Consider the following 19,773-nt stretch of genomic DNA (forward strand, 5'->3'; position numbering starts at 1 on the left):
CCGCCCCAAAATGGTACTCGATTATCTGCGCTACCAGAAAAACCCTACGCCGACGCGCTGTCGCGAGCCGCCTGGCATGTAGGAGTCTGACGCAGCGTAAGCGGCTTGTCCCCCGCCTCGGCCGACGTGGTCAGCGTATACGTGATCGTCGTCGTCTCGCCAGCATGCAGGTCAACGGTGCCCGAATAGAAGGGAATTCCATGCCACGTAGCGGCGCCAAGACCAAACTGGGTGCCCTCAACCGTAAGGTCACTGATGTTGCCGCCCGTCGGGGCAAACAACGAGACATTCAGACGCTCGTCGTCGCGCGCGGCATCGGGCGCGCTCGCCGCGACGTAATCGGGCAGCTTGCCTGCCTCCTCCTGCGTCATGATGTTCGTCAGGGTAACGGTGATGCGATACGAGCACGTGCCGTCGCCGTTCTTGACACCCTGGCCAATCTGCGTATCAGCGTTCAGGTACCAGTCGAGCTTGGAGAAGCTCAGGTTGTTAAAGTAAACGCCGGCAACGGGATCGGCACTCGGATCATCCGGATCGGGTAGCGAAGCGTCAATGCCCGTCTCTTTGATGGCATTCTGCTCATCATCGTTTCTCATCCAAGCAATCAGACGGCCCTCTTCGGCACCGCGCTCGAATGCACCGACAAGCTTCGTAACATCGACATCGCCGATACCGCCAAGGATCTTGTCGAAGGCAGCGCTGGCGACGGATGCAAAGATGCCGTCCGACTCCTCGACCGGATAGTTCCAGTACACATCGTGCATGAGGACCTTTGCGGCGTTGGTGCCGTCGACAACCGTTCCGTCGGGCAGCGACACGTTACCGACCAGGCCCAGCAGATACTGCAGGAACACCGGGTCGATACCCACGACGCCATCAACGTCCTGCCCATATTGGGACTTCCACAGCGCGGCGACACGCTGCGAGTTGCGGGGCCAATCGGGCGAATAGGTATTGCCCGAGTTGTACAGGTTACTGTGGTTGCCGAACAGCGCCTCATCCTCTTCGTCGACGCTCTCGACCGCCTCATCCTCGCTGAGTCCAATGCGGGGAACAAACTCGCCAATCGACATCTGGCCGTCGGTGACCGAAATCAGGCCCTGCGAACCGCCAAAGCCGCCGCAAGCACGAATCTCGACGTTGTTCATGGCGTACACAAGGTAGTTACGCGTCTGGCCGTTGGCGCCGAGCATCTGGGGAAGGACGGGGGCGACCTTCTCCGCCGCGTCAACCGCGCCGTTGAGGGTGGCAAAGCCGTCCTTGGCCTTATCGACCAGCTCGGTCACCTGGGAAATATGAGTATCGCCAATGCCCTGGATCTTCTCGTTGGCGCTCTTGAACACCTTCGAGCTGCTGGAAAGCGAATCGGCGACCGCCTGCAGCGCGGACACGTTAATCATGCCGTCCTGGAACAGCTTGCCGGGCGTGGCCTGGGAAAGGTTATCGGCCATGGGAACCAGCGCATTGCTCGAGACATCGGACAGGGCATCAATCATGGTGCGGGCCGCGTTGATGTCGCTGCCATACACCGGGATAAACGAAGCCGCCGTCCACAGCGGGCTCGAGGTCTCTGCCTTCATGCTGTCGCAGAGCTCATCGATCTTCTTCGCGTCGTCAGGCAGCGTCGAAAAATCGCCCGACGTGACCTTGTCCTTAAGGCCACCGACAATCTCGACAGCCTCCTTCGCTTCGCTCTTTACGGTCTTTGCCGAGTTAAGCAGCATAAAGCCGCTTGCGCCAAGCACAACGAGAAGCACCGCGACTACAGCGGCAATAATGGCGCCAGTGTGACGTTTTTTGCGCTCGCCCTTGCGATGGCGATGACGGACCAGGCCGTCAGAGGTCGAACTCGACGAAGTGTCGCTACCGTAGTTCAAGCCAAAATCGTAATAATCTTCCTTGGAACCCGAGCCCGCAAACTCGGCACCGCTATCATCCAGGCGGGCGAACGTGCCAGTCTCGGAGGCGCCTGTGTAAATCGTGCCAAGGTTACCCGTAAGCCCCGCGCCACCGGCAGAGGGAGTATTGTTGGCGGCCTTGCCGGCATTAACGTTGCCGGCGGCATTCGCGGCGTTGGCAGCACCTGCATTGTTCTCAGGTGCCGAAGGAGCCCCGCTCGGCTGCGACGTGGAGGTTGCACCGCCCGCAAAGACATTCCCTCTTGCACGGCCGGTCTTTTTTGCCTTTTGTGACTGCTCGTACAGAGCGGTAAACATCGCCGTCTCGCCCGGGGACACGCGCTTACCGGAACCGCCCTGTCCAGCGCCGCCCGGCGTGCCGGCCTTACCAGCCCCGTTCGGACGCGGCGGAACTGCAGGGCGGCCGCTATCGCTGCCCTTAAAGTGATTACCAGCCATAAAGAAATCCTCGCAATTGAGTCGCAATGAAAAAGTCCATAACGTTACTAGTTTATGGCATTTTGAGCATCGACAGCTAAACTCCAGACACGGATATCAATTGGCGAAAATGCGGCACAACACCTTTTCTGTCTTGGCGGCGGTGCCAGCTACACCGTGAGGAACATCATCACGATGATCATGGCAAAGCCGATAAGGTCGGTCGGCAAAAATACCGTCCCCAACATGAGAGCGCTGGTGATGGTCGCCGAAACCGGCTCCACAGTTCCGATGAGACTCGCACGCACCGAGCCGATGTCCTTAACGCCCTGCATATAGAGCATGTAAGCAAAAAATGAGCCGATAACCACGAACACCGCGAGCGCCTCGACGCCGGCAGCGTCGAGCGCCGGCATATGCGCCCAGGGCTGCACGAAGACACACGAGACCACGCCCGCCGTGAGCATTGCCGAGCCCGTGACGATGGGGCTGCCGTATTCGGGCAGGATCTTGGCGGGAATCACCGCCATACACGTGGCGCTGACCGCACACATAAGACCTGCTGCCAGGCCAAGTGGCGAGATATTCAGGCTGGTGGGGTCGCCGCCGGTGGCGATTAAAAAGGTTCCACCCAGAGCCAGGCCAATGCCGATGACTTCGCGAGTACGCGGCATGCGGCGATCGGTCACGCAGGCGTAGCCCATGATGATAACGAGCTGCAGGCACTGGAGCACCGTCGCGGTTCCGGCGTTCGTCAGGCGCACGGCCGAAAGATAGCAAAACTGGTTGAACAGCAGACCAAAGGCGGTAAAGAGCAGCAGCTGCTTGCGATCGGCGGGTGTGGTCCAGAGCTTAATCAGGCGCTCGCGGTCGCGCGTAACAACCACGGCCATAAAGAGTAGACCGGCGAGAATCTGACGCACACTCATAAGCCACAAGGTGTCGACGTGGTAGGTATCGAACAGAAAGCTCGCGCTGGTGCCCGAGAAGCCCCAAAACGAACCGCCCACCAACGTAGCCAAGACGCCCGTGATCATCTTGCGCGTCGAAGCGCTGTTCAGGCGGTCGCGCCATGCGCGACGGGTGTTGCGGCTGAGCTCGTCGGTGCCCTCGGGCACGTCAATGTTCGATATATCGGTCATCGGCACCGAAGCCCCTGCGCCTTCGGCCTGCTCGACACACTCTTTGCTCATTCCACTCCCCCGAAACAGTCTGGAAGCAATTCGGCTTACCTTACCACGGCAAAGGCACCAGCCGAAGGCTTGTCCGCTTATCGGTAGGACAATTCCGCAGGTGTCTTTCCATAGCTCGACACCGCAACGGCCTTGCATTATGCGACAGCCAAATCGCGGCAGCAGGCTCTTTTGAAATGGATATGACAAGACCCCCGAATTCCACAATGTAAGCGATTTTTAAAAATGTTCTTGCCACCGAGTTCAGGCTCCGTTATATTATCCCTTGCGCGCTTGCGCACCCTTGATCGGGCGTTTAGCTCAGGGGGAGAGCGCTTCCCTGACACGGAAGAGGTCAGAAGTTCAAATCTTCTAACGCCCACCAAATGTTCGCAGCTCAGAGGCTATGTCCTCTGAGCTGTTTTGTTTTATGTCGCCAAATCCGCTGGCAGTTCCAACCGTCATCGCAACGTAGCATCAATTCACCTGACGAATGGCTGCCAAACAAATTCAATACCCTAACATCAACAATAGCCAGGCACAAAACTGCGCCGCAAGCTGCTCCAACCGCCCAACTGGCCAAAAGCCGACCATCTACTTGCCGATCTATCCATCGGCATAACCAATCAGTCCGCACCGCAACTTCTCAGCAAAACGCCGCGATGTCTGCTCCCTGCGGTATCCTTGAGCCACTTGCACCTGCAGCACCAAGGAGCCGCCATGCGCACCGAGCTCGATGTCCCCTTTTCGCACAAAGAAGAAGCCAAGGCGCTGGGCGCCAAATGGGACCGGACCAAGAAGATCTGGTATGTACCCAGCGGCGTCAACCCCGAGCCCTTTGCCGAGTGGCTGCCCGGTGTTGACCGATCCGACCCCTCAGCGCCGTATATATATCTAGTACTGGGCAAGCGCGAGTGCTGGAAATGCCACGAAGAGACCTCGGTCGCGGCCTTCGGCATTCCCTATCGAACCGATGACGGCAAGGGCATCGCCATTGCGCACGCGCCCAACGAAGCCGGGCACATTACCATCGACACGGCCAACGCCAACGCGCTCACCATTGTTCCCGCTCTTGGCTGCGTCCCGGGCGAGATCCGCGACTATCTTTCTAAGCGCTGTGGCTACAAACCCGTAGGCGCACGAGCCTCCAAAGCCCCGTCGCTCGGCAACACGTGCACCAGTTGCGACGCGCTGCAAGGCAGCCACTATCTGTTCGAAGAACCCACGTCCCCGTTTGCCCTCACCGCCATCAACAAGCTGCCGGCACTGGAGTTTGTGCGTGTCGAAGTTGCCGGCGTCTTTGGCGTCCCGGCCACGCGCACCGACTTTGACCAGGCACTCTTTACTTGGGCACGCGACCGTCACGCCGAGTTCCACAAGCAGCTCGGTGAGGGGATTTATTTGTAGGAACGGAGATGCCTTCACAGCCAGCTCCTCCGCATCACCCATCCCTCGTCGCCGGCGTCGTACACGATATCGAGGCCACAAACAGGGCATTTCTCCTGATACACCGGCATATGAACACCTGTCCGTTTTCTCACTTCGTCGCTAAGTCTGTCGCGCGCATCGATGAACCGAATGTCGAGGCACGGTATTTGCGAGCCGCAGCAAGGACAGGAGACGACAAACGACCCGCAATCAACTTCTACGCTCGGAAACATTTTGTTGTCTATAAGGGCACACGGCAGTTTTCCGTACTTCCCCATCGCAATATCGCCTCGCCAGCTCACGCTCGCTCCCCTCTCGCTATACAAATCAGGAAGAGCATGCACCGGCAGGCGTGCGCGAGATTGCATCGCCGCGCGATCCGATCAAACAACACGATCGTAAAAGACCGCCAAAGCCAAATTTCATCGTCGGTCGCACCCTGTCCGGCAAACTCAATATCGACGATTATGTGCTTCAGATAACTCATGTCGGGCGCAAAACGAGGGTCCGGTCCGCCTTTATGAACAGGACCGTGCAGAACAAACCATCCGTTTTCGGGCTCGAACCGCTCAACAAACGCAAGGCCGAGCACCTTATAGCCCACCTCGGTTGCAAATATGACTCCGACTGGGACGCCACATTCCATGCAGTTGAGCATTTTACGGTTGTAATTCTGGTCTCGAAAACCAACGGTACCCGGCGCTTGAACCGAGTACTTAATGACCCACGTGCCATCGTCCAAATAGAGCGGAGGCACATTGTTGATGCTCTCGGTTTGCCGCTGGCGCACTTGTACCCCGCTACTCCACTCCCCTGTATACTGGTGTAGCACGTGTTTCATCCGGACTTGTTGGGCCGGATTGTTCATGGGAGGGTCTTATGGCTGCTTCGAATCCGCCTAAGGGGAGCGTTTCTTCTTCGTCCATCAAGCCGGTAACGCGCAAGGCCGTGCGCTGCCAGCGCGAGGTCGCCTGGCTTGTCACGCAGGCGGCGGGCAGGCTTGTGGCGACCACTCAGGACGTCAATGCGCCTACGCCGAGCTTTGTGTTAGCGGCGGCGCTGGATTTTGTGCGCCAATTGGAGCTTGCCGCACAGGATGCCAGCGGCCACCTCGACTACCAGAATGTTATGGCGCCCGACCTGCAAACGTTCTGCCACATGGCCAAGTTGCCCGCCGCACCCAATGCGCTTTCGGACGCAGGCTACATGTTTACGCTCTCGGGCGCGGACCTTATCCGCGACATCTACGCATACTGCAGCGAGCTCGCCGAGCGCCACGTCTTTGACGCGGCAGAAGTCAAACCGGGATATGTCATCAAGCTGGTTCTTAGGCTGTTCCTGATGGACGAGCACGAGGCTGCGCAGGAATAAGTCGTCCGGCAGAGCCATTGCCGATCCGGCGATGACGCCTTGCCGTAGCCGTCGCCGCACGAGCGAGGATTTTCGGACGGTCGGATATCGAGAGTGGATATTTGGACGATTTTTGGGGCTTTTGCGGCAGATTCCGTCCAAATATCCACGCTCATTTGGCGGACGTCCGAATTTCCACGCTCGTGTGCCAGAAAATCCACGCTCATCCGGCAGATTGGTCGAAGGCCCCATATGGGTATACTCTCGGGGATTCGACTCGATTCGCCCCCGTTGGGGCGCCAAAGGAGACTGCATATGCCCACTACCTCAACCGACCCGCGCGCCGCTGCCGCCGCGCTGCTGGTGCCCGGTACCACCTGCCATGGTTTTGCCGTCGAGCGCTGCGAGACCGTGCCCGAGCTCGACGCCGACGCTTACGTGCTGCGTCACGCTGCCTCGGGCGCTCGCCTGCTGTACCTAGCGTGCGACGACGAAAACAAGGCCTTTGCCATTGGCTTTAAGACGCCGCCGGCCGATTCTACCGGCGTGTTCCATATTCTTGAGCACTCGGTGCTGTGCGGGTCGGCCAAGTTTCCCGTCAAGGAGCCGTTTGTCGATCTGATCAAGAGCTCCATGCAGACGTTCCTCAACGCCATGACCTACCCCGACAAGACCATCTACCCCGTTGCCACCACCAACGAGCAGGACCTGTACAACCTGATGGACGTGTACCTGGACGCGGTGTTCAACCCGGCCATCTATACCAAGCCCACCATTTTTGAGCAGGAGGGCTGGCACTACGAGCTGGACCTGCCGGAGGGCGCTGGCGGCGACGGCAGCTCCGCGAGCCTGCGCGAAGGCACGCTGCGCTATAACGGCGTGGTGTTCAACGAGATGAAGGGCGCGCTGTCCGACCCCATGAGCGTGCTGGACGACGCCGTCAACGCCGCGCTCTATCCCGACACCGCCTATGCGCACGAGAGCGGCGGCGACCCGCGCGCAATCCCTGCGCTCACCTACGAGCAGTTCCTGGATACGCACGCGCGCCACTACAACCCCTCTAACTCCTACATCACGCTTTACGGCGACCTGGACGTGGACCGCGCGCTGGCCTTTTTGGACGAGCGTTATCTGTCGCAGCCGAGCGCCGCAAGCCGGCGCATGGACGCAGCCGTTGCCGCCGGCGAAGACCCGTCCGCGCTGGCGCCCAATCCGCTGGGCGTGCAGGCGCCCGTGACCTGCGAGTATAAGCGCGTCGAGATGGCTACCACGCCCGAAAACGCCCTGGTGGGCCTGGGCCTGGTGCTGGGCAGCGCACTCGACCGCAAGCGCACGATCGCGGCGGACATCTTGTTTGAGGCGCTGCTGGGCTCCAACGAAGCCCCGGTTAAGAAGGCCATTCTGGCCGCCGGCCTGGGCGGCAACGTGGTGAGCTACACCGCGGCCGAGAGCCTGCAACCCTACGAGCTCATCATGCTGCAAAACGCACAGCCCGGCGTGGCGCGCGAGCTGCGCCGCGTGTTCCAGAACGCCTGCCGCGACCTATGCGAGCATGGCGTTCCGCGCGAGCGCCTGGAAGCCATCATCAGCAGCAACGAATACGACCTGCGCCAGCTCGACTACGGCATCGCCGACGGCGTGGCCATTGCGTGCGACGCGCTGAGCACGTGGCTCTACGATGACGACGCCGCGACGCTGGCGCTCAAGTACGGCCCGGTGTACGAGGAGCTGCGCGGCGAGCTGGACGGCAGCTACTTTGAGGACCTGCTGCGCGAGCTCGTGCTGGAAAACGACCACATGGCGCTGGTCGAGCTGGTGCCGGTGGACGCCGGTGCCGGCTCGGAGGGTGCCGAGGCCGCCGAGCTCACCGCCAAGCGCGACGCCATGACCGATGCCGAGCTGGCAGACGTGGTCGAGCGCACGACCGCGCTGCGTGCCGCCCAGGAGGCGGAAGACGCGCCCGAGGCCAAGGCCACGCTGCCGCGTCTGCGCGTGTCCGACATTGGCGAGGCGCGCCCCGAGCCGCCGCTGGTTGTGGACACGACTGCGCCCATTCCCTGCCTGCGCCACGGCATCCCCACCAACCGTCTGGCCTACGCCATGCAGTATTTCGACCTGAGCTGCGTCGCGTTTGAGGACCTGCCTTATGTGACGCTGCTCTGCCGCCTGCTCAAGCAGCTGCCCACGCAGACGCATACGGCCGAGGAGCTCGACAACCTGATCGCCGGCAAGCTGGGCTTTTTGAGCTTTACGACCGAAGTCATGACGCAGCCCGACGTGGACGGCGTGCGCCCCTACCTGCTGGTGAGCGCCGGCGCCCTGTCCGAGAAGATCGATGCGCTGGCGAGCCTGCCGCACGAGGTGTGGTCGAGCACGCTTTTGCTCGATGCCGACGCCGACCGCGTGCGCGACGTGCTCACACAGATTCGCATTGGGCTTGAGCAGGGCTTTATCAACAACGGCCACTCGGCGGCGCTCGGTCGCGCGATGAGCTACAGCTCGCCTTCGGCCGTGGTGCGTGAGCAGCTCTCGGGCGTAGACTTCTACCTGTTCCTGCGCGATTTGCTCGAGCACTTTGACGAGCGCCTGGACGGCCTGCGCGCCAAGCTTGCCGAGCTGGCAGACCGCATCTTTGTGGCCGATGGCTGCATGGCGAGCTTTACCGGCAGCGACGAGGACTTTGACGCGTACTGGGATGCCGCGGGTAACCTGGGGCTTGGCGCGGGCGACGGCGCCGATGCCGGCCGCGACGCGCTCGTGGTGCCGACGCCGTGCAATCGCCACGAGGCTTTTGTCATCCCCAGCGACATCTGCTTTGCGGCAAGCGCGTGCGACCCGCGTCGCCTAGGCATTGACGTGACAGGCGCTTGGGCCGTGGCTGCCAACGCGCTCTCCTACGATTACCTGTGGAACGAGATTCGCGTGAAGGGCGGTGCATACGGCTGCGGATTCCGCGCAGCCGGCGAGCGCCAGACGGCGTTCTACACCTACCGCGACCCGGCAATCGATCCCTCGATTGAGCGCGTGGCGCGCGCGGGCGAATGGCTCGGCAGCTTTGAGCCCGACGGGGCCGCCTTTGAGGGCTTTATCGTGAGCTGCGTGAGCGGCATGGACGCGCCGGTAAAGCCGTACGCGCTCACCAAGCGCCGCAACACGACCTATCTGGCCGGGCTCGATCCGCATGCGCGCGAGGAGCGTCGCGCCCAGATGCTCGCCGCCACGCCCGGTGAGCTGCGCTCGCTCGGCACCGACGTGACGCGCATCGCAGCCGAGTCGCCCAGCTGCGTCTTTGGCGGCCGAGACGTCATCGCAAAGAGCAACGCCGGCTTTAACGTCGTCGACCTGATGGGCTAACGCACGGCAAAGGTAGATTTTTGGGACATGTCTGAAAATCTACTTTTTTCTGCGGTTTGAGCGGGGCGGCGCAGCCCACCGCGGCGGTTTGTCTCAATATGTAACATCTAGGTCCAATTTTGCCGAGTTACTGTTACAGATTGAGACAAACCGCCGCAGACGCCCGCTCCACAGCACAGACCACCACAAAGGTGCCTGTCTCCTTCCTCAGTTGTGATTCGAACACTTGTTCTATACGCACACATGTTCTATAGTAGAGGTGCTTGCATCGAACTCAAATTGCAACTAGAATATAGTTGCAGAATGTGAGGCGGGATGACTCGATCCGATAAACTCATCGCCCAGCTGCTTAGCTGTCCTTCAACGTATAGATTCGCTGACTTTCTTAAAGTTATGGCTTCATATGGCTTTGAAATGGACAGCAAAGGCAAGACATCCGGATCGCGCATTCGCTTCTACAGGCCATCGGACGGCAGAATGTTCGTGATGCACGCACCCCATCCATCTGACGAATTGACGGCGGGAACCATCCGAAACATCGTTCGATTTCTACAAGATGTCGGAGGCAGCCATGAGTAACGTTTTGGCCTACAAGGGTTATTTCGCCCCGGTCGAGTTCGATGCCGAACAGCATGTGCTAACAGGTATGGTCGCCGGCATTAGGGACGCAATCGTATTTGAAGGCTCCACGGCTGAAGAAGTGGAGCAATGCTTCCACGACGCCGTCGACGATTACCTTGAGTTTTGCGCCGAGAAGGGCAAGGAACCCGAGCGGGCTTTTAAGGGCTCGTTCAACGTAAGAACGGGCTCTGAGCTCCACAAGCAAGCAGCGCTGGCGGCGGCAAAGAAGGGTGAGTCACTCAATAAGTTTGTGACTGAAGCGATCGCTGCGGCGCTGTGAAGCCAACGTCGAGTCGAAGCCGCCACAAAGGGCGCCTTTGCGGCGGCTTCGACGTTTGCCCAGATAAAACCTGCCAAAATAAACCTGTCCCTTTTTGGTAGGTTTGGGAGAGGGGGCTAGGATGGACAAGGCTGAGTTGCGGCGGGCGGTGATTGCTCGGCGCGATGCTCTTGATTTGGACTTGCAGGCGGCGAAGTCTGCTGATATCTGTGCGCGGCTGGTTGAGCTGTTGGATCGCTCGGATGCCGCGGCGCCGCACACCGTTGCCATCTATGCCGCGATGGGTTCCGAGGTCAACCCTGCCGCGTTTGCCGCTGCGGTCGCCGCGCGCGGCTGGCGCGTGGCCTATCCGTGCATGCTCTCGGCAATTGATGCCGCAGCTTGTGGCCAGCGCATGTGCATGCGAGCAGTTGCCGCCGACGATGCGTCCGCGGCTCCGTTTATCGCCCACCCCGCGCGGGCCTTCGCGGCCACGGACATCGACAGCGACCGCTTCCCCATCGTGCCTGCCGAAGCACTCGACATGATTGTTGTGCCGCTCGTGGCCTTCGATCAAACCGGCGCGCGCCTGGGCTACGGCGGCGGCTGCTACGACCGCTACCTGCCCACGCTTTCGGCCACATGCCAGATCATCGGCATCGCCTTTGACGAACAGCGTGTCGACCACGTTCCCACCGATACCCACGACCAGCCGCTACCCCACATCATCAGCGCCTAACGGCTGGCACACCTCCCGACGGCCTAGTGCTCCTCGCCGGCGCGGGCTAGGTCGTAGGGCGTGGTCTGGTAGACATAGTAGTTGAGCCAGTTGGTGTAGAACAGCTGAGCCTGGCTGCGCCAGACGTTGCGCGGCTCGGCAGCGGGATCGTCGCCCGGGAAGTAATGCGCCGGCACCTGAGGGTTGAGCCCGCGCTTCACGTCGCGCTCGTACTCCAGGCGCAGCGTGTCGGTATCGTACTCGGGATGGCCAAAGACAAAGAAGCGACGACTGTCCGTCGACTTGACAATGTACAGCCCCACCTCGTCAGACACGGCCACGACCTCAAGCTGCGGCTCGGCCTCCACGTCCTCGCGGCGCACATCGGTGTTGCGCGAATGCACGGCATAGAAGCGGTCGTCGAAGCCGCGGACCAGCGGGCTTTGCGGCTTCACCAAATAATGCTCGAAAACGCCACTTGCCTTGGCCGGTAGATCGTACTTCTGAATGCCGTAATGATGGTAGAGCCCCGCCTGCGCGCCCCAGCAAATGTGCAGCGTAGAGTGTACGTGCGTGGTGGACCAATCCATGATCTGGCAGAGCTCGGGCCAGTAGTCGACTTCCTCGAACGGCATCTGCTCCACGGGCGCGCCCGTGATGATCAGGCCGTCGTAGTGGATGTCGCGGATATCGTCGAACGTGCGGTAGAACGTCTCCAGATGACCGGCGCTTACGTGCGTGGCCTCATGCGTCTTGGTGCGCAGCAGATCTACCTCCACCTGCAGCGGTGTGTTGGAGAGCTTGCGCATGATCTGCGTCTCGGTGGCGATCTTGGTGGGCATGAGGTTGAGGATGAGCACGCGCAGCGGACGGATGTCCTGGTGCAGCGCGCGGTACTCGGTCATGACAAAGATGTTCTCGCTCTCGAGCTGCGCGGCGGCAGGGAGGGCGTCGGGGATGCGAATGGGCATGGATGCTCCTTACGAGTCAGTTGCAGCTATGGTACAACGAGCGGCCCCATCCGCGCGAGCACATCGCCCAGCGATGCCGTCAGCGGCCCAAATCACTCCAAAAGTAGAGATTAAGGCATGTCCCAAAAATCTACGGCGCTTTAGCCTAGCAAAGTGGCAGCAGGACGCTACAATGGTTCGACGCGAAAAACTCGGCCGAAAGGATACGTATATGTACCAGACGCGTAAGATCGGTGTGGTCGGCCAGGGCCACGTAGGAGCACATGTCGCCAATAGCCTGCTTATGCAGGGCATTGCCGACGAGCTGTACCTGTGCGATATCAACGAGGCCAAGGTGACGTCCGAGGTTCAGGACCTGCGCGACTCCCTTTCGTTTGTCCCGTACAACACCAAGATCGTCAACTGCTACGACCACTACGAGGAGCTGGCCTGCTGCGACGTCATCGTCAACGCCGCCGGCAAGGTCGCGCTGGCCGCCGGCAACCGCGACGGCGAGCTGTTCTTTACCACCGACGCCGCCCGCACCTTTGCCAAGCGCATCGTCGACGCCGGCTTTGACGGCATCTTCGTGAGCATCTCCAACCCCTGCGACGTCGTGTGCACCGAGCTGTGGCACCTGACCGGCTACGATCCCAAGAAGATCATCGGCTCGGGCTGCGGTCTGGACTCCGCCCGCCTGCGCACCGAGATCTCCAAGAAGGTCGGCGTGAGCCCCAAGTCCATCGACGCCTACATGATCGGCGAGCATGGCTTTAGCCAGCTTGCCGCCTTTAAGGCGGCAACCATCGCCGGCAAGAGCCTCAACGAGCTTCAGGCCGAGAACCCCGACAAGTACGCCTTCGACCACATGGAGGTCGAGGAGCTCGCGCGCAAGGGCGGCTATGTTACCTACCAGGGCAAGCAGTGCACCGAGTACGCCGTCGCCAACTCCGCCGCGCGCGTCTGCGCCGCCGTTCTGCACAACGAGCACGCCGTGCTTTCGGCCTCTACGCTCATGACCGGCCAGTATGGCGAGAAGGGCATCTTCACCTCCCTGCCGTGCGTGATCGGTGCCGAGGGCGTCGAGGAGGTCTACACGCTCGACCTTTCCGAGCACGAGCTCGAGGGCTTCCACAAGAGCTGCCAGCACATCCGCGACAACATCGCCCAGCTCGACTGGTGGGATGCCGAGGCCTACGACGCCAAGTAGGCCGCTGGCTGCCACAACCTTGCGAATCTAAGCGCGATACTAAGCGGGCCGCGCCGGAATTCCCCGGTGCGGCCCGCTTTTTACGCACGCTGTTCGCTTGCGAATCGAAGGCGAATGCTTTTCCCGTTACCTAGTACTGTTCGATGCCCATGTAACGACGGACCTCGGGGCTGTGGTCAAACACCTTGCCGCGGGCGGCGCGCAGCTCGCAGCTCATGTTGTAGAAGAAGATCGGCTCCAGGTACGAACGCACGCTGGCGGGCACGTCGCCTACGCCGTACTCGAGCGCATCGAGCACCATGACCGTATCGGTGTGCGTGTTGAGAAACGCCAGCGCGCGCTCCTCCATGGGGCGGCACTCGCCCGCGCCAAGCTGCACAAAGTAGAACACGCCGGGCTCGGTGGTCTCGAAGGGACCGTGGAAGTACTCGCCAGAGTGGATGTAGCAGCAGTGCTGCCACTGCATCTCCATGAGCGAGCAGATGGCCATGGCGTAGGTCTGGCTAAAGTTGGGGCCGGAGCCCAGGATATAGAAGAACTTGTGCTGCTGACAGAGCTCGGCAAAGCGATCGCCCAGCTCGGTGTTGACCTTCTCGTGGGCGGCGGGCAGCAGCGCATCCATCTGCTTGAGGCCCTCGTACATGTCGGCGAGTGCCTCGTAGCCTTCCTGCTGGTCGAGCAGCTCGGCAGCCATCAGAACGCCGATGCCCTGCGGAACCTCGGCCTGCGACTCGCCCTTGCCCCACGGATAGACCCAGGTTGTCCACTTGCCGTTGTCGATCTTGGAACCCGCATAGGCGGTCATAGTCACGACCTCGGCACCGGCAGCCAGCGCCATCTCGCAACCGTCGACGACCTCCTGCGTGTTACCGCTGTGGCTGCAGGCGACGACGAGCGACTTCGGCCCCAGGCTCTTGGGGGCCATCAGGCAAAACTCGCGCGCGGTGTAGACCGTCGAGACAAACGTGGTGGCCTCGCGCTTGAGCAGCTCGTTGGCCGGCATCAAGTCGATCATCGAACCGCCGCAGGCGATCCAAAACACGTTCTCAATCTTACCCTTGCGCTCGATAATATCCTGAATCAGATCGTGTGCGTTCACGGTGGCGTTCCTCCTTGTGTCGCGACTTTGAACGACGGCAGCTCGTACCTGCGGTCGTTCTATGTTGTCCTATTTATAGCACGCAAGCAGGTGCCCGTGAAGTCATTTCAGCAAATTTGTTCTATGTTGTTCTATCTATGGACGTTAGATGTCGAACACGTAGCGCGAGCCCACGATCTTTTGGCGCCCGAGCAGCAGGGGCCGCCCGTCCGCATCGGTAAAGTACGCCTCCATATAGAAGAGTGGCTCGCCGGCCGGCACCTCCAACAGCGGGGCCGCCTGAGCATCGGCAAGCGCAATCTCCACGGTACAGGGGTCGGACTTGAGCGGCGCGCGGCCCGAATGCTCGGCAACGAGCGCAAAGATCGAGTTATCGGCGAGGTCCTCGTCGGCAAGCGTCTGCAGATAGGGATGGTCGGCGAGCACAAAGGCGTTGTTCTCGAGCATGACGGGGATGCCGTCGGCCGTGCGCACGCGCTCGACCACGATGAGCTCGCAACCGGGCTCCACGCCAAAAAACGCCGCGTCCTCACGCGTCGCCGCGACCACCGTACGCGACACCAGACGCGCTCCGGCCACCATGTCGTTGGCGGCACAACCCTCAGTAAAGCTCTGGACGTCGCCTTTCTGGACAATCTTGCGTTTGAGCTTGGGAGCGCACACAAAGGTGCCCCTCCCCTGCTGTCGGTTGAGATATCCCGCGCGCGACAGCTCCTCGATGGCGCGGCGCACGGTGATGCGCCCCACGCCATAGGACTTTGCGAGCTCCATCTCGGAAGGAATGCGCGAACCGGCCGCGTACACGCCGCGCGCGATCTCGCCCTTTAGGTCGTCCATGACCTGCTGGTACAGCGGCACGGCGGACACGTCGGCACGCTCGGTTTTATCGTCGGTTGCCATCGTTACGCTCCATCTCGCGCATGCTCGGACTCAAACTCTTCAATCGCCGCCATAAACTGCTCGCCAAAGGCGTCGGCCTTTTTCTCGCCGATGCCGTTGACCTGGATAAGCTCGTCGCGCGTCTGCGGGCGCAGGCGGCACAGGCCGCGCAGGGCCTTGTCGGAGAAGACCATATACGGCGCCATCTCCAGCTCGGTCGAGATCTCCTTGCGCAGGGCGCGCAGGCGCTCGAACAGCTCGGCATCGTCGCCCACGCGCGGACGCTGATCCAGCTCGGCCTCCTCGCGCAGCAGGTCCACTGCGCGGCGGGCGCGGGCCGAGGCCTTGCGCTTGGACGCGCGGCGCTTAACAGTAAAGGCAAACGCCTCGTCCTCGACCTCGCCGGCACGCGGACCCAGGCCCACAACCGGATACTGCCCCTGTGAGGTGGCCAAATAACCGCGGCCGCACAGCTGGCCGATGATGTCCTTGATGCGGCCGACCGATTCGCTCGACAGCTCACCATAGCCGCGATCCTCGTCCAGATGCATCTGGCGAATGCGCTCGGTGTTGCCGCCGTGAAGCACATCGGCGATGAGCGACTTGCCAAAGCGCATGGGACGCGTGGCCACATAGCGCACGGCGGCGCGAGCCATACCGGTGACGTCCTCGACCTCGAACTGCGTGAGGCAGTTGCTGCAGTTGCCGCAGCCCTCGGCGTCGTCTGTGGCGGTGGCGCCCGCACCAGCCGCAGCAGCATGCTCGGCCGCGGCCTCGTCGCCAAAGTAGCGCAGCATGTATTCGCGCAGGCAGCCGGTAGTATTGCAGTAGCCCTCCATCTGGCTGAGCAGACGATATCGATTCTGGAGCGCCCACGCGCGTTGCTCGTCATCGAGCGCCTCGTCGGCCGCATCGCCGCGGTCGATTAAAAAGCGGCGCATGCGAAAATCGTTGCCGTTCCACAGTAAGTGGCAGCTGGCCGGATCGCCATCGCGGCCGGCGCGGCCCGCCTCCTGGTAGTAGGCCTCGATGCTCTCGGGCACATTGTTGTGGATCACGTAGCGCACGTTGGGCTTGTCGATGCCCATGCCAAAGGCGTTGGTGGCAACCATCACCTGAAGATCGTCGTCAATAAAGGCACGCTGGCTTTGACGGCGGGCGTCGTTGCCCATGCCGGCATGGTAGCGGCCAACGCGAATGCCGCTGGGGCCCAGCGCCTCGGCAAGCTCGCCTGCCAGCGCATCGACCGTCTTGCGGGTCGAACAATACACGATGCCACTCTCGCCCGAATGCGCAATCACATAGTCGCGCACCCACGCGGCCTTGGCCTTGTCGCCCATCTCCTCGCAGCCAAAGTAGAGGTTCTTGCGATCGAAGCCCGTCACCACCGTCGCGGGGTTTTGCAGGCCGAGCATCTGCTGAATGTCCGCGCGCACGCGCTCGGTCGCCGTGGCGGTAAAGGCCGCCACGATGGGGCGCTGCGGCAGCGAATCGATGAACTCGCGAATCTGCAGGTAGGCAGGGCGGAAATCCTGGCCCCATTGGCTTACGCAGTGGGCCTCGTCAATGGCCACGAGCGGCACGCCAATGCCGCCGTCCGCCGCGACCTCCTGCGCAAAGGCCAAAAAGCGCGGCTCGAGCAGGCGCTCGGGCGCCACGTACATAAGCTGGTAGCGGCCCTCGCGCGCCCGCTTGAGCACGGTGTTTTGCTGGGCCGGAGTAAGGCTGGAGTTGAGATAGCTGGGTCGCGCACCCGCCGCGAGCAACGCACGGGTCTGGTCCTCCATAAGCGACAGCAGTGGACTCACCACAAAGGTGATGCCGGGCAGCATGAGCGCGGGCACCTGGTAGCAAATGGACTTGCCGGCGCCCGTGGGCATAACACCCAGCGCATCGCGACCGGCAAGGATCGCATCGACCATGCGGTCCTGCCCCGGGCGAAACGAGGTGTAGCCAAAATAGGCGCCGAGCGCGTCGAGCGCCATCTGCTGCATGCTATCGGTCATGGTTTCCTAACGTCCAAGTCATCTGCCGCCGATTATACGCCGCCACGCGAACCGGTGCCGCACGGCCGCCAGCGATGGGCTACGCAATCCGAAGGGAACGAGCGTGGATTTTTAGACACTTTCCGGATGAGCGTGGATAATCTCCCACTTTGAACCCGCCATTGAGCCAAAAACGGGAGATTATCCACGCTCATTCTGTGGGTAGTCATTGGGGACGTTCTTGAATGACTAGTCGTTTAAGAACGTCCCCAACGACTAATCTCTTGACAAACGCGGAAACGTCGCTGGTTGAGCATAAGTCAGCGAAAACGCCCCTAAGCGAGCAAGGTGACGTGAAAGAGGAGGGAAGCGTACTTTGGTACGCGACCGACGATTGAACGTCAGATTGCCGCTTAGGGGCGTTTGCAGCGTCGAGCCGTTGCGCGGTTTGGTAAAACCGCGTAACTTACATCACCATGACGTAGCGGCTGCCCACGTAGTACTGCTTACCCATCAGGACCGGCTCGCCATTGGGGCCGATAAAGCCGGCGCGCAGGTTGAGCAGCGGGTCGTGCGGGGCAATGCCCAGCTCGGCGGCCTGTTCGGCGTTGGCGCGAACGGCCTCGACCGTGCGGTAGCCAACCGAGACAATCGGCGTTCCGCTAACACGCTCGACCTCGGCAAAAATCGACTTGTCCTCAAGATCGGCCGTCAACAGCTCACGGTAGGCGTCAAACGGCACAAAGATGTTCTCCTCAAAGATGGGCTCGCCGTCGGCTGTACGTACGCGCTTGATGTGCAACAGCAGCGCGTCCTTCTGCAGGCCAAAGAACTCCATCTCGTTTTGACGTGCCGGCACAATCTGGCGATCGATCACATGCGCGCCCGCCTTCATGCCGTTATCGGCGCAAAGCTCGGTGAACGTCTGCAGCGTCGAAGCGTGGAACTGGCGGTTGATGTGCGGCGTGGAGACAAAGGTGCCGCGGCCCTGCTGCTTAACCAGATAGCCGTCGGAACACAGTTCCTCGACGGCACGGCGCACCGTAATACGGCTCACCTCGTACTGTTCGGCAAGCTCAAGCTCGGACGGAATGCGCTCCTTGGGTGCATAAACACCTTTCTCGATTGCATCCTTGATTTCGTCGTAAATCTGCTGGTAAAGCGGTGCATTTTTGGGTGCGGGCATATCTGATCACTCTTATCAAAATAGCGAAATAACTAATACGTATATAACGTCTTTTTATATGTTACCTCACTTTGATAAAACGATACACCGCATACAGCAAATCCTTACTTGCCGTCGTCCTGCTGCAGGCTTTCCTGATCGTGCAGACGGGCCTGCCTGCTCGCCATGCGCGCGGGCTTGTCGGGATCGGGTACGGCCGTGGGCATGGGCTCGTCGACATGACCGCCCCACCAGCCGCCCACAAAGTTGAGCGTGTGGAACACATTGATCACGGCGCCGGGATCAATGTCGCACACCAGCTTGATAATGTCCTGGCTCTCGTAGGTCGAGACAACGGCGTGCAGCAGATACATTTTCTCGCGGCTATATCCGCCGATGACCTCGGCGCAGCTAATACCATGCTGAAAATGGTCAACATAGGCGGTCATGACCTCATCTGCCTTGCGCGTCGTGATCTGCAGCGTCACGCGGTCGTAGCGACGATAGAAGCTATCAATGGTCTTGGTCGAAATAAACTGGAATACGATGGAGTACGCTGCGTTGTCCCAGCCAAACATAAAACCAAAAATCGCCAGGATAAAGCAGTTGAAACCAAAGATAACGCCCCAGATGGTCTTGCCCGTGTGGTTGGAGACCCACAGCGCGATAAAGTCGGTACCGCCGGTGGATGCGCCGGACTTAAGCGCAATGGCAGCGCCCAGGCCCGAGACCACGCCGCCAAAAATGATGAGCATGATCTTGTCGCCCAAAAACGGTGCGAAGTGAAAGATGTTGAGGAACAGCGACGAGAGCGCAACCTGCATCATCGAGAAGATGACGAAGCGCTTGCTAATGCCGCTCCAGCATAGGAGCGCCACGGGGATGTTGAGCACGAGCATGCCGAGCGAGATGTCGATATGAACGCCGCCAAGCGAGGTAACGCGATCGAGTAGGACCGCGACGCCGGTGAGGCCGCTCGGAAGCAGGTCGGCGGGCTGAATGAACGCCTGGATCAGGAATGTCTGGAGAACGGCGGAAATTGTGACCGCCACGGCGGTGATGGCGCGGCGGACGATGGTGAGGCGGCCGAGCACGAGCACGCGGTCCGTGAGCTGGTCGATGGCGTTCGCCACATAGGCTCCCTTCGAAAGCAGATGTAATTGTGGGGCATGCCGGCGATTGTAGCATGGAGCGACAGAGGGCGCTTCAATTCACCCTCTCTCGACAACCAAAACGGGACCAGCAAC

16 protein-coding genes and 1 tRNA gene are annotated in these 19,773 nt (G+C 60.9%); 8 read left to right on the top strand and 9 right to left on the bottom strand.

Going from position 1 to position 19,773, the window contains the following annotated elements:
* Nucleotides 1-44 precede the first annotated feature (44 nt).
* Together DW195_RS05430 and DW195_RS05435 are read right to left on the bottom strand one after the other, a co-directional pair.
* Nucleotides 45-2,357: a DUF4012 domain-containing protein gene (locus DW195_RS05430; protein WP_118206073.1), complete on the bottom strand. Its 2,313-nt coding sequence runs from the start codon at nucleotides 2,355-2,357 to the stop codon at nucleotides 45-47.
* Between the two features lie 149 nt (nucleotides 2,358-2,506).
* On the bottom strand, nucleotides 2,507-3,529 hold the full coding sequence (locus DW195_RS05435; RefSeq protein WP_199576316.1) for a DMT family transporter: 1,023 nt from the start codon (nucleotides 3,527-3,529) through the stop codon (nucleotides 2,507-2,509).
* A 289-nt stretch (nucleotides 3,530-3,818) separates the two neighbouring features.
* Here DW195_RS05435 and DW195_RS05440 point away from each other — a divergent pair.
* Nucleotides 3,819-3,893, top strand: a tRNA-Val gene (locus DW195_RS05440).
* Nucleotides 3,894-4,228: 335 nt separating this feature from the next.
* A complete protein-coding gene (locus tag DW195_RS05445; protein WP_118206074.1) occupies nucleotides 4,229-4,915 on the top strand; it encodes a DUF5710 domain-containing protein in 687 nt (228 codons plus the stop codon).
* A gap of 319 nt (nucleotides 4,916-5,234) precedes the next feature.
* Here the strand turns inward: DW195_RS05445 and DW195_RS05455 are convergent, their stop codons facing one another.
* Nucleotides 5,235-5,804, bottom strand: coding sequence for a hypothetical protein (locus tag DW195_RS05455; RefSeq protein ID WP_118206076.1), 570 nt, complete (start codon nucleotides 5,802-5,804; stop codon nucleotides 5,235-5,237).
* A gap of 11 nt (nucleotides 5,805-5,815) precedes the next feature.
* On the opposite strand from DW195_RS05455, the gene DW195_RS05460 reads away from it, so the two are divergent.
* The 5 genes from DW195_RS05460 to DW195_RS05480 all read left to right on the top strand — a co-directional run bounded on the left by DW195_RS05460 (nucleotide 5,816) and on the right by DW195_RS05480 (nucleotide 11,259).
* Nucleotides 5,816-6,307 carry a hypothetical protein gene (locus DW195_RS05460; protein ID WP_118206077.1) on the top strand — a complete coding sequence of 164 codons (492 nt, stop codon included), beginning with the start codon at nucleotides 5,816-5,818 and terminating at the stop codon, nucleotides 6,305-6,307.
* Between the two features lie 294 nt (nucleotides 6,308-6,601).
* Nucleotides 6,602-9,640: an insulinase family protein gene (locus DW195_RS05465; RefSeq protein WP_118206078.1), complete on the top strand. Its 3,039-nt coding sequence runs from the start codon at nucleotides 6,602-6,604 to the stop codon at nucleotides 9,638-9,640.
* Nucleotides 9,641-9,955: 315 nt separating this feature from the next.
* Nucleotides 9,956-10,219, top strand: coding sequence for a type II toxin-antitoxin system HicA family toxin (locus DW195_RS10755; RefSeq protein WP_118206079.1), 264 nt, complete (start codon nucleotides 9,956-9,958; stop codon nucleotides 10,217-10,219).
* The gene (locus DW195_RS05475) at nucleotides 10,212-10,541 is read left to right on the top strand and encodes a type II toxin-antitoxin system HicB family antitoxin (protein ID WP_022094981.1); all 330 of its coding nucleotides are present in this window, start codon (nucleotides 10,212-10,214) and stop codon (nucleotides 10,539-10,541) included. Before DW195_RS10755 ends, DW195_RS05475 begins: the two co-directional genes overlap by 8 nt.
* A gap of 121 nt (nucleotides 10,542-10,662) precedes the next feature.
* On the top strand, nucleotides 10,663-11,259 hold the full coding sequence (locus DW195_RS05480) for a 5-formyltetrahydrofolate cyclo-ligase (protein WP_118206080.1): 597 nt from the start codon (nucleotides 10,663-10,665) through the stop codon (nucleotides 11,257-11,259).
* Nucleotides 11,260-11,282: 23 nt separating this feature from the next.
* Here DW195_RS05480 and metA read toward each other — a convergent pair whose 3' ends face one another.
* Nucleotides 11,283-12,209 (bottom strand): homoserine O-succinyltransferase, encoded by a 927-nt coding sequence (gene metA / locus DW195_RS05485; RefSeq protein WP_118206081.1) that lies wholly within the window; start codon nucleotides 12,207-12,209, stop codon nucleotides 11,283-11,285.
* 211 nt (nucleotides 12,210-12,420) lie between these two features.
* Between metA and DW195_RS05490 the strand changes: the two genes are divergently transcribed.
* Nucleotides 12,421-13,398, top strand: coding sequence for an L-lactate dehydrogenase (locus DW195_RS05490; RefSeq protein WP_118206082.1), 978 nt, complete (start codon nucleotides 12,421-12,423; stop codon nucleotides 13,396-13,398).
* Between the two features lie 130 nt (nucleotides 13,399-13,528).
* Here the strand turns inward: DW195_RS05490 and DW195_RS05495 are convergent, their stop codons facing one another.
* The 5 genes from DW195_RS05495 to DW195_RS05515 all read right to left on the bottom strand — a co-directional run bounded on the left by DW195_RS05495 (nucleotide 13,529) and on the right by DW195_RS05515 (nucleotide 19,659).
* Nucleotides 13,529-14,497 carry an SIS domain-containing protein gene (locus tag DW195_RS05495; protein WP_118206083.1) on the bottom strand — a complete coding sequence of 323 codons (969 nt, stop codon included), beginning with the start codon at nucleotides 14,495-14,497 and terminating at the stop codon, nucleotides 13,529-13,531.
* Nucleotides 14,498-14,641: 144 nt separating this feature from the next.
* Nucleotides 14,642-15,397 (bottom strand): GntR family transcriptional regulator, encoded by a 756-nt coding sequence (locus DW195_RS05500; RefSeq protein ID WP_118206084.1) that lies wholly within the window; start codon nucleotides 15,395-15,397, stop codon nucleotides 14,642-14,644.
* 2 nt (nucleotides 15,398-15,399) lie between these two features.
* A complete protein-coding gene (locus DW195_RS05505) occupies nucleotides 15,400-17,382 on the bottom strand; it encodes an ATP-dependent DNA helicase RecQ (protein WP_118206085.1) in 1,983 nt (660 codons plus the stop codon).
* Between the two features lie 445 nt (nucleotides 17,383-17,827).
* Nucleotides 17,828-18,547, bottom strand: a complete 720-nt coding sequence (locus tag DW195_RS05510; protein WP_117758493.1) for a GntR family transcriptional regulator — start codon at nucleotides 18,545-18,547, stop codon at nucleotides 17,828-17,830.
* Nucleotides 18,548-18,651: 104 nt separating this feature from the next.
* On the bottom strand, nucleotides 18,652-19,659 hold the full coding sequence (locus DW195_RS05515; RefSeq protein ID WP_118206086.1) for a YitT family protein: 1,008 nt from the start codon (nucleotides 19,657-19,659) through the stop codon (nucleotides 18,652-18,654).
* Between the last annotated feature and the right edge of the window lie 114 nt (nucleotides 19,660-19,773).

The organism is Collinsella sp. AM17-1 (genome assembly GCF_003470665.1).
Lineage (GTDB): Bacteria > Actinomycetota > Coriobacteriia > Coriobacteriales > Coriobacteriaceae > Collinsella.

Bases quoted from the DNA above. Each gene is read 5' to 3' on its own strand.
- DW195_RS05430 (WP_118206073.1), bottom strand. From the start codon at position 2,357: ATGGCTGGTAATCACTTTAAGGGCAGCGATAGCGGCCGCCCTGCAGTT.
- DW195_RS05435 (WP_199576316.1), bottom strand. From the start codon at position 3,529: ATGAGCAAAGAGTGTGTCGAGCAGGCCGAAGGCGCAGGGGCTTCGGTG.
- DW195_RS05445 (WP_118206074.1), top strand. From the start codon at position 4,229: ATGCGCACCGAGCTCGATGTCCCCTTTTCGCACAAAGAAGAAGCCAAG.
- DW195_RS05455 (WP_118206076.1), bottom strand. From the start codon at position 5,804: ATGAACAATCCGGCCCAACAAGTCCGGATGAAACACGTGCTACACCAG.
- DW195_RS05460 (WP_118206077.1), top strand. From the start codon at position 5,816: ATGGCTGCTTCGAATCCGCCTAAGGGGAGCGTTTCTTCTTCGTCCATC.
- DW195_RS05465 (WP_118206078.1), top strand. From the start codon at position 6,602: ATGCCCACTACCTCAACCGACCCGCGCGCCGCTGCCGCCGCGCTGCTG.
- DW195_RS10755 (WP_118206079.1), top strand. From the start codon at position 9,956: ATGACTCGATCCGATAAACTCATCGCCCAGCTGCTTAGCTGTCCTTCA.
- DW195_RS05475 (WP_022094981.1), top strand. From the start codon at position 10,212: ATGAGTAACGTTTTGGCCTACAAGGGTTATTTCGCCCCGGTCGAGTTC.
- DW195_RS05480 (WP_118206080.1), top strand. From the start codon at position 10,663: ATGGACAAGGCTGAGTTGCGGCGGGCGGTGATTGCTCGGCGCGATGCT.
- metA (WP_118206081.1), bottom strand. From the start codon at position 12,209: ATGCCCATTCGCATCCCCGACGCCCTCCCTGCCGCCGCGCAGCTCGAG.
- DW195_RS05490 (WP_118206082.1), top strand. From the start codon at position 12,421: ATGTACCAGACGCGTAAGATCGGTGTGGTCGGCCAGGGCCACGTAGGA.
- DW195_RS05500 (WP_118206084.1), bottom strand. From the start codon at position 15,397: ATGGCAACCGACGATAAAACCGAGCGTGCCGACGTGTCCGCCGTGCCG.
- DW195_RS05505 (WP_118206085.1), bottom strand. From the start codon at position 17,382: ATGACCGATAGCATGCAGCAGATGGCGCTCGACGCGCTCGGCGCCTAT.
- DW195_RS05510 (WP_117758493.1), bottom strand. From the start codon at position 18,547: ATGCCCGCACCCAAAAATGCACCGCTTTACCAGCAGATTTACGACGAA.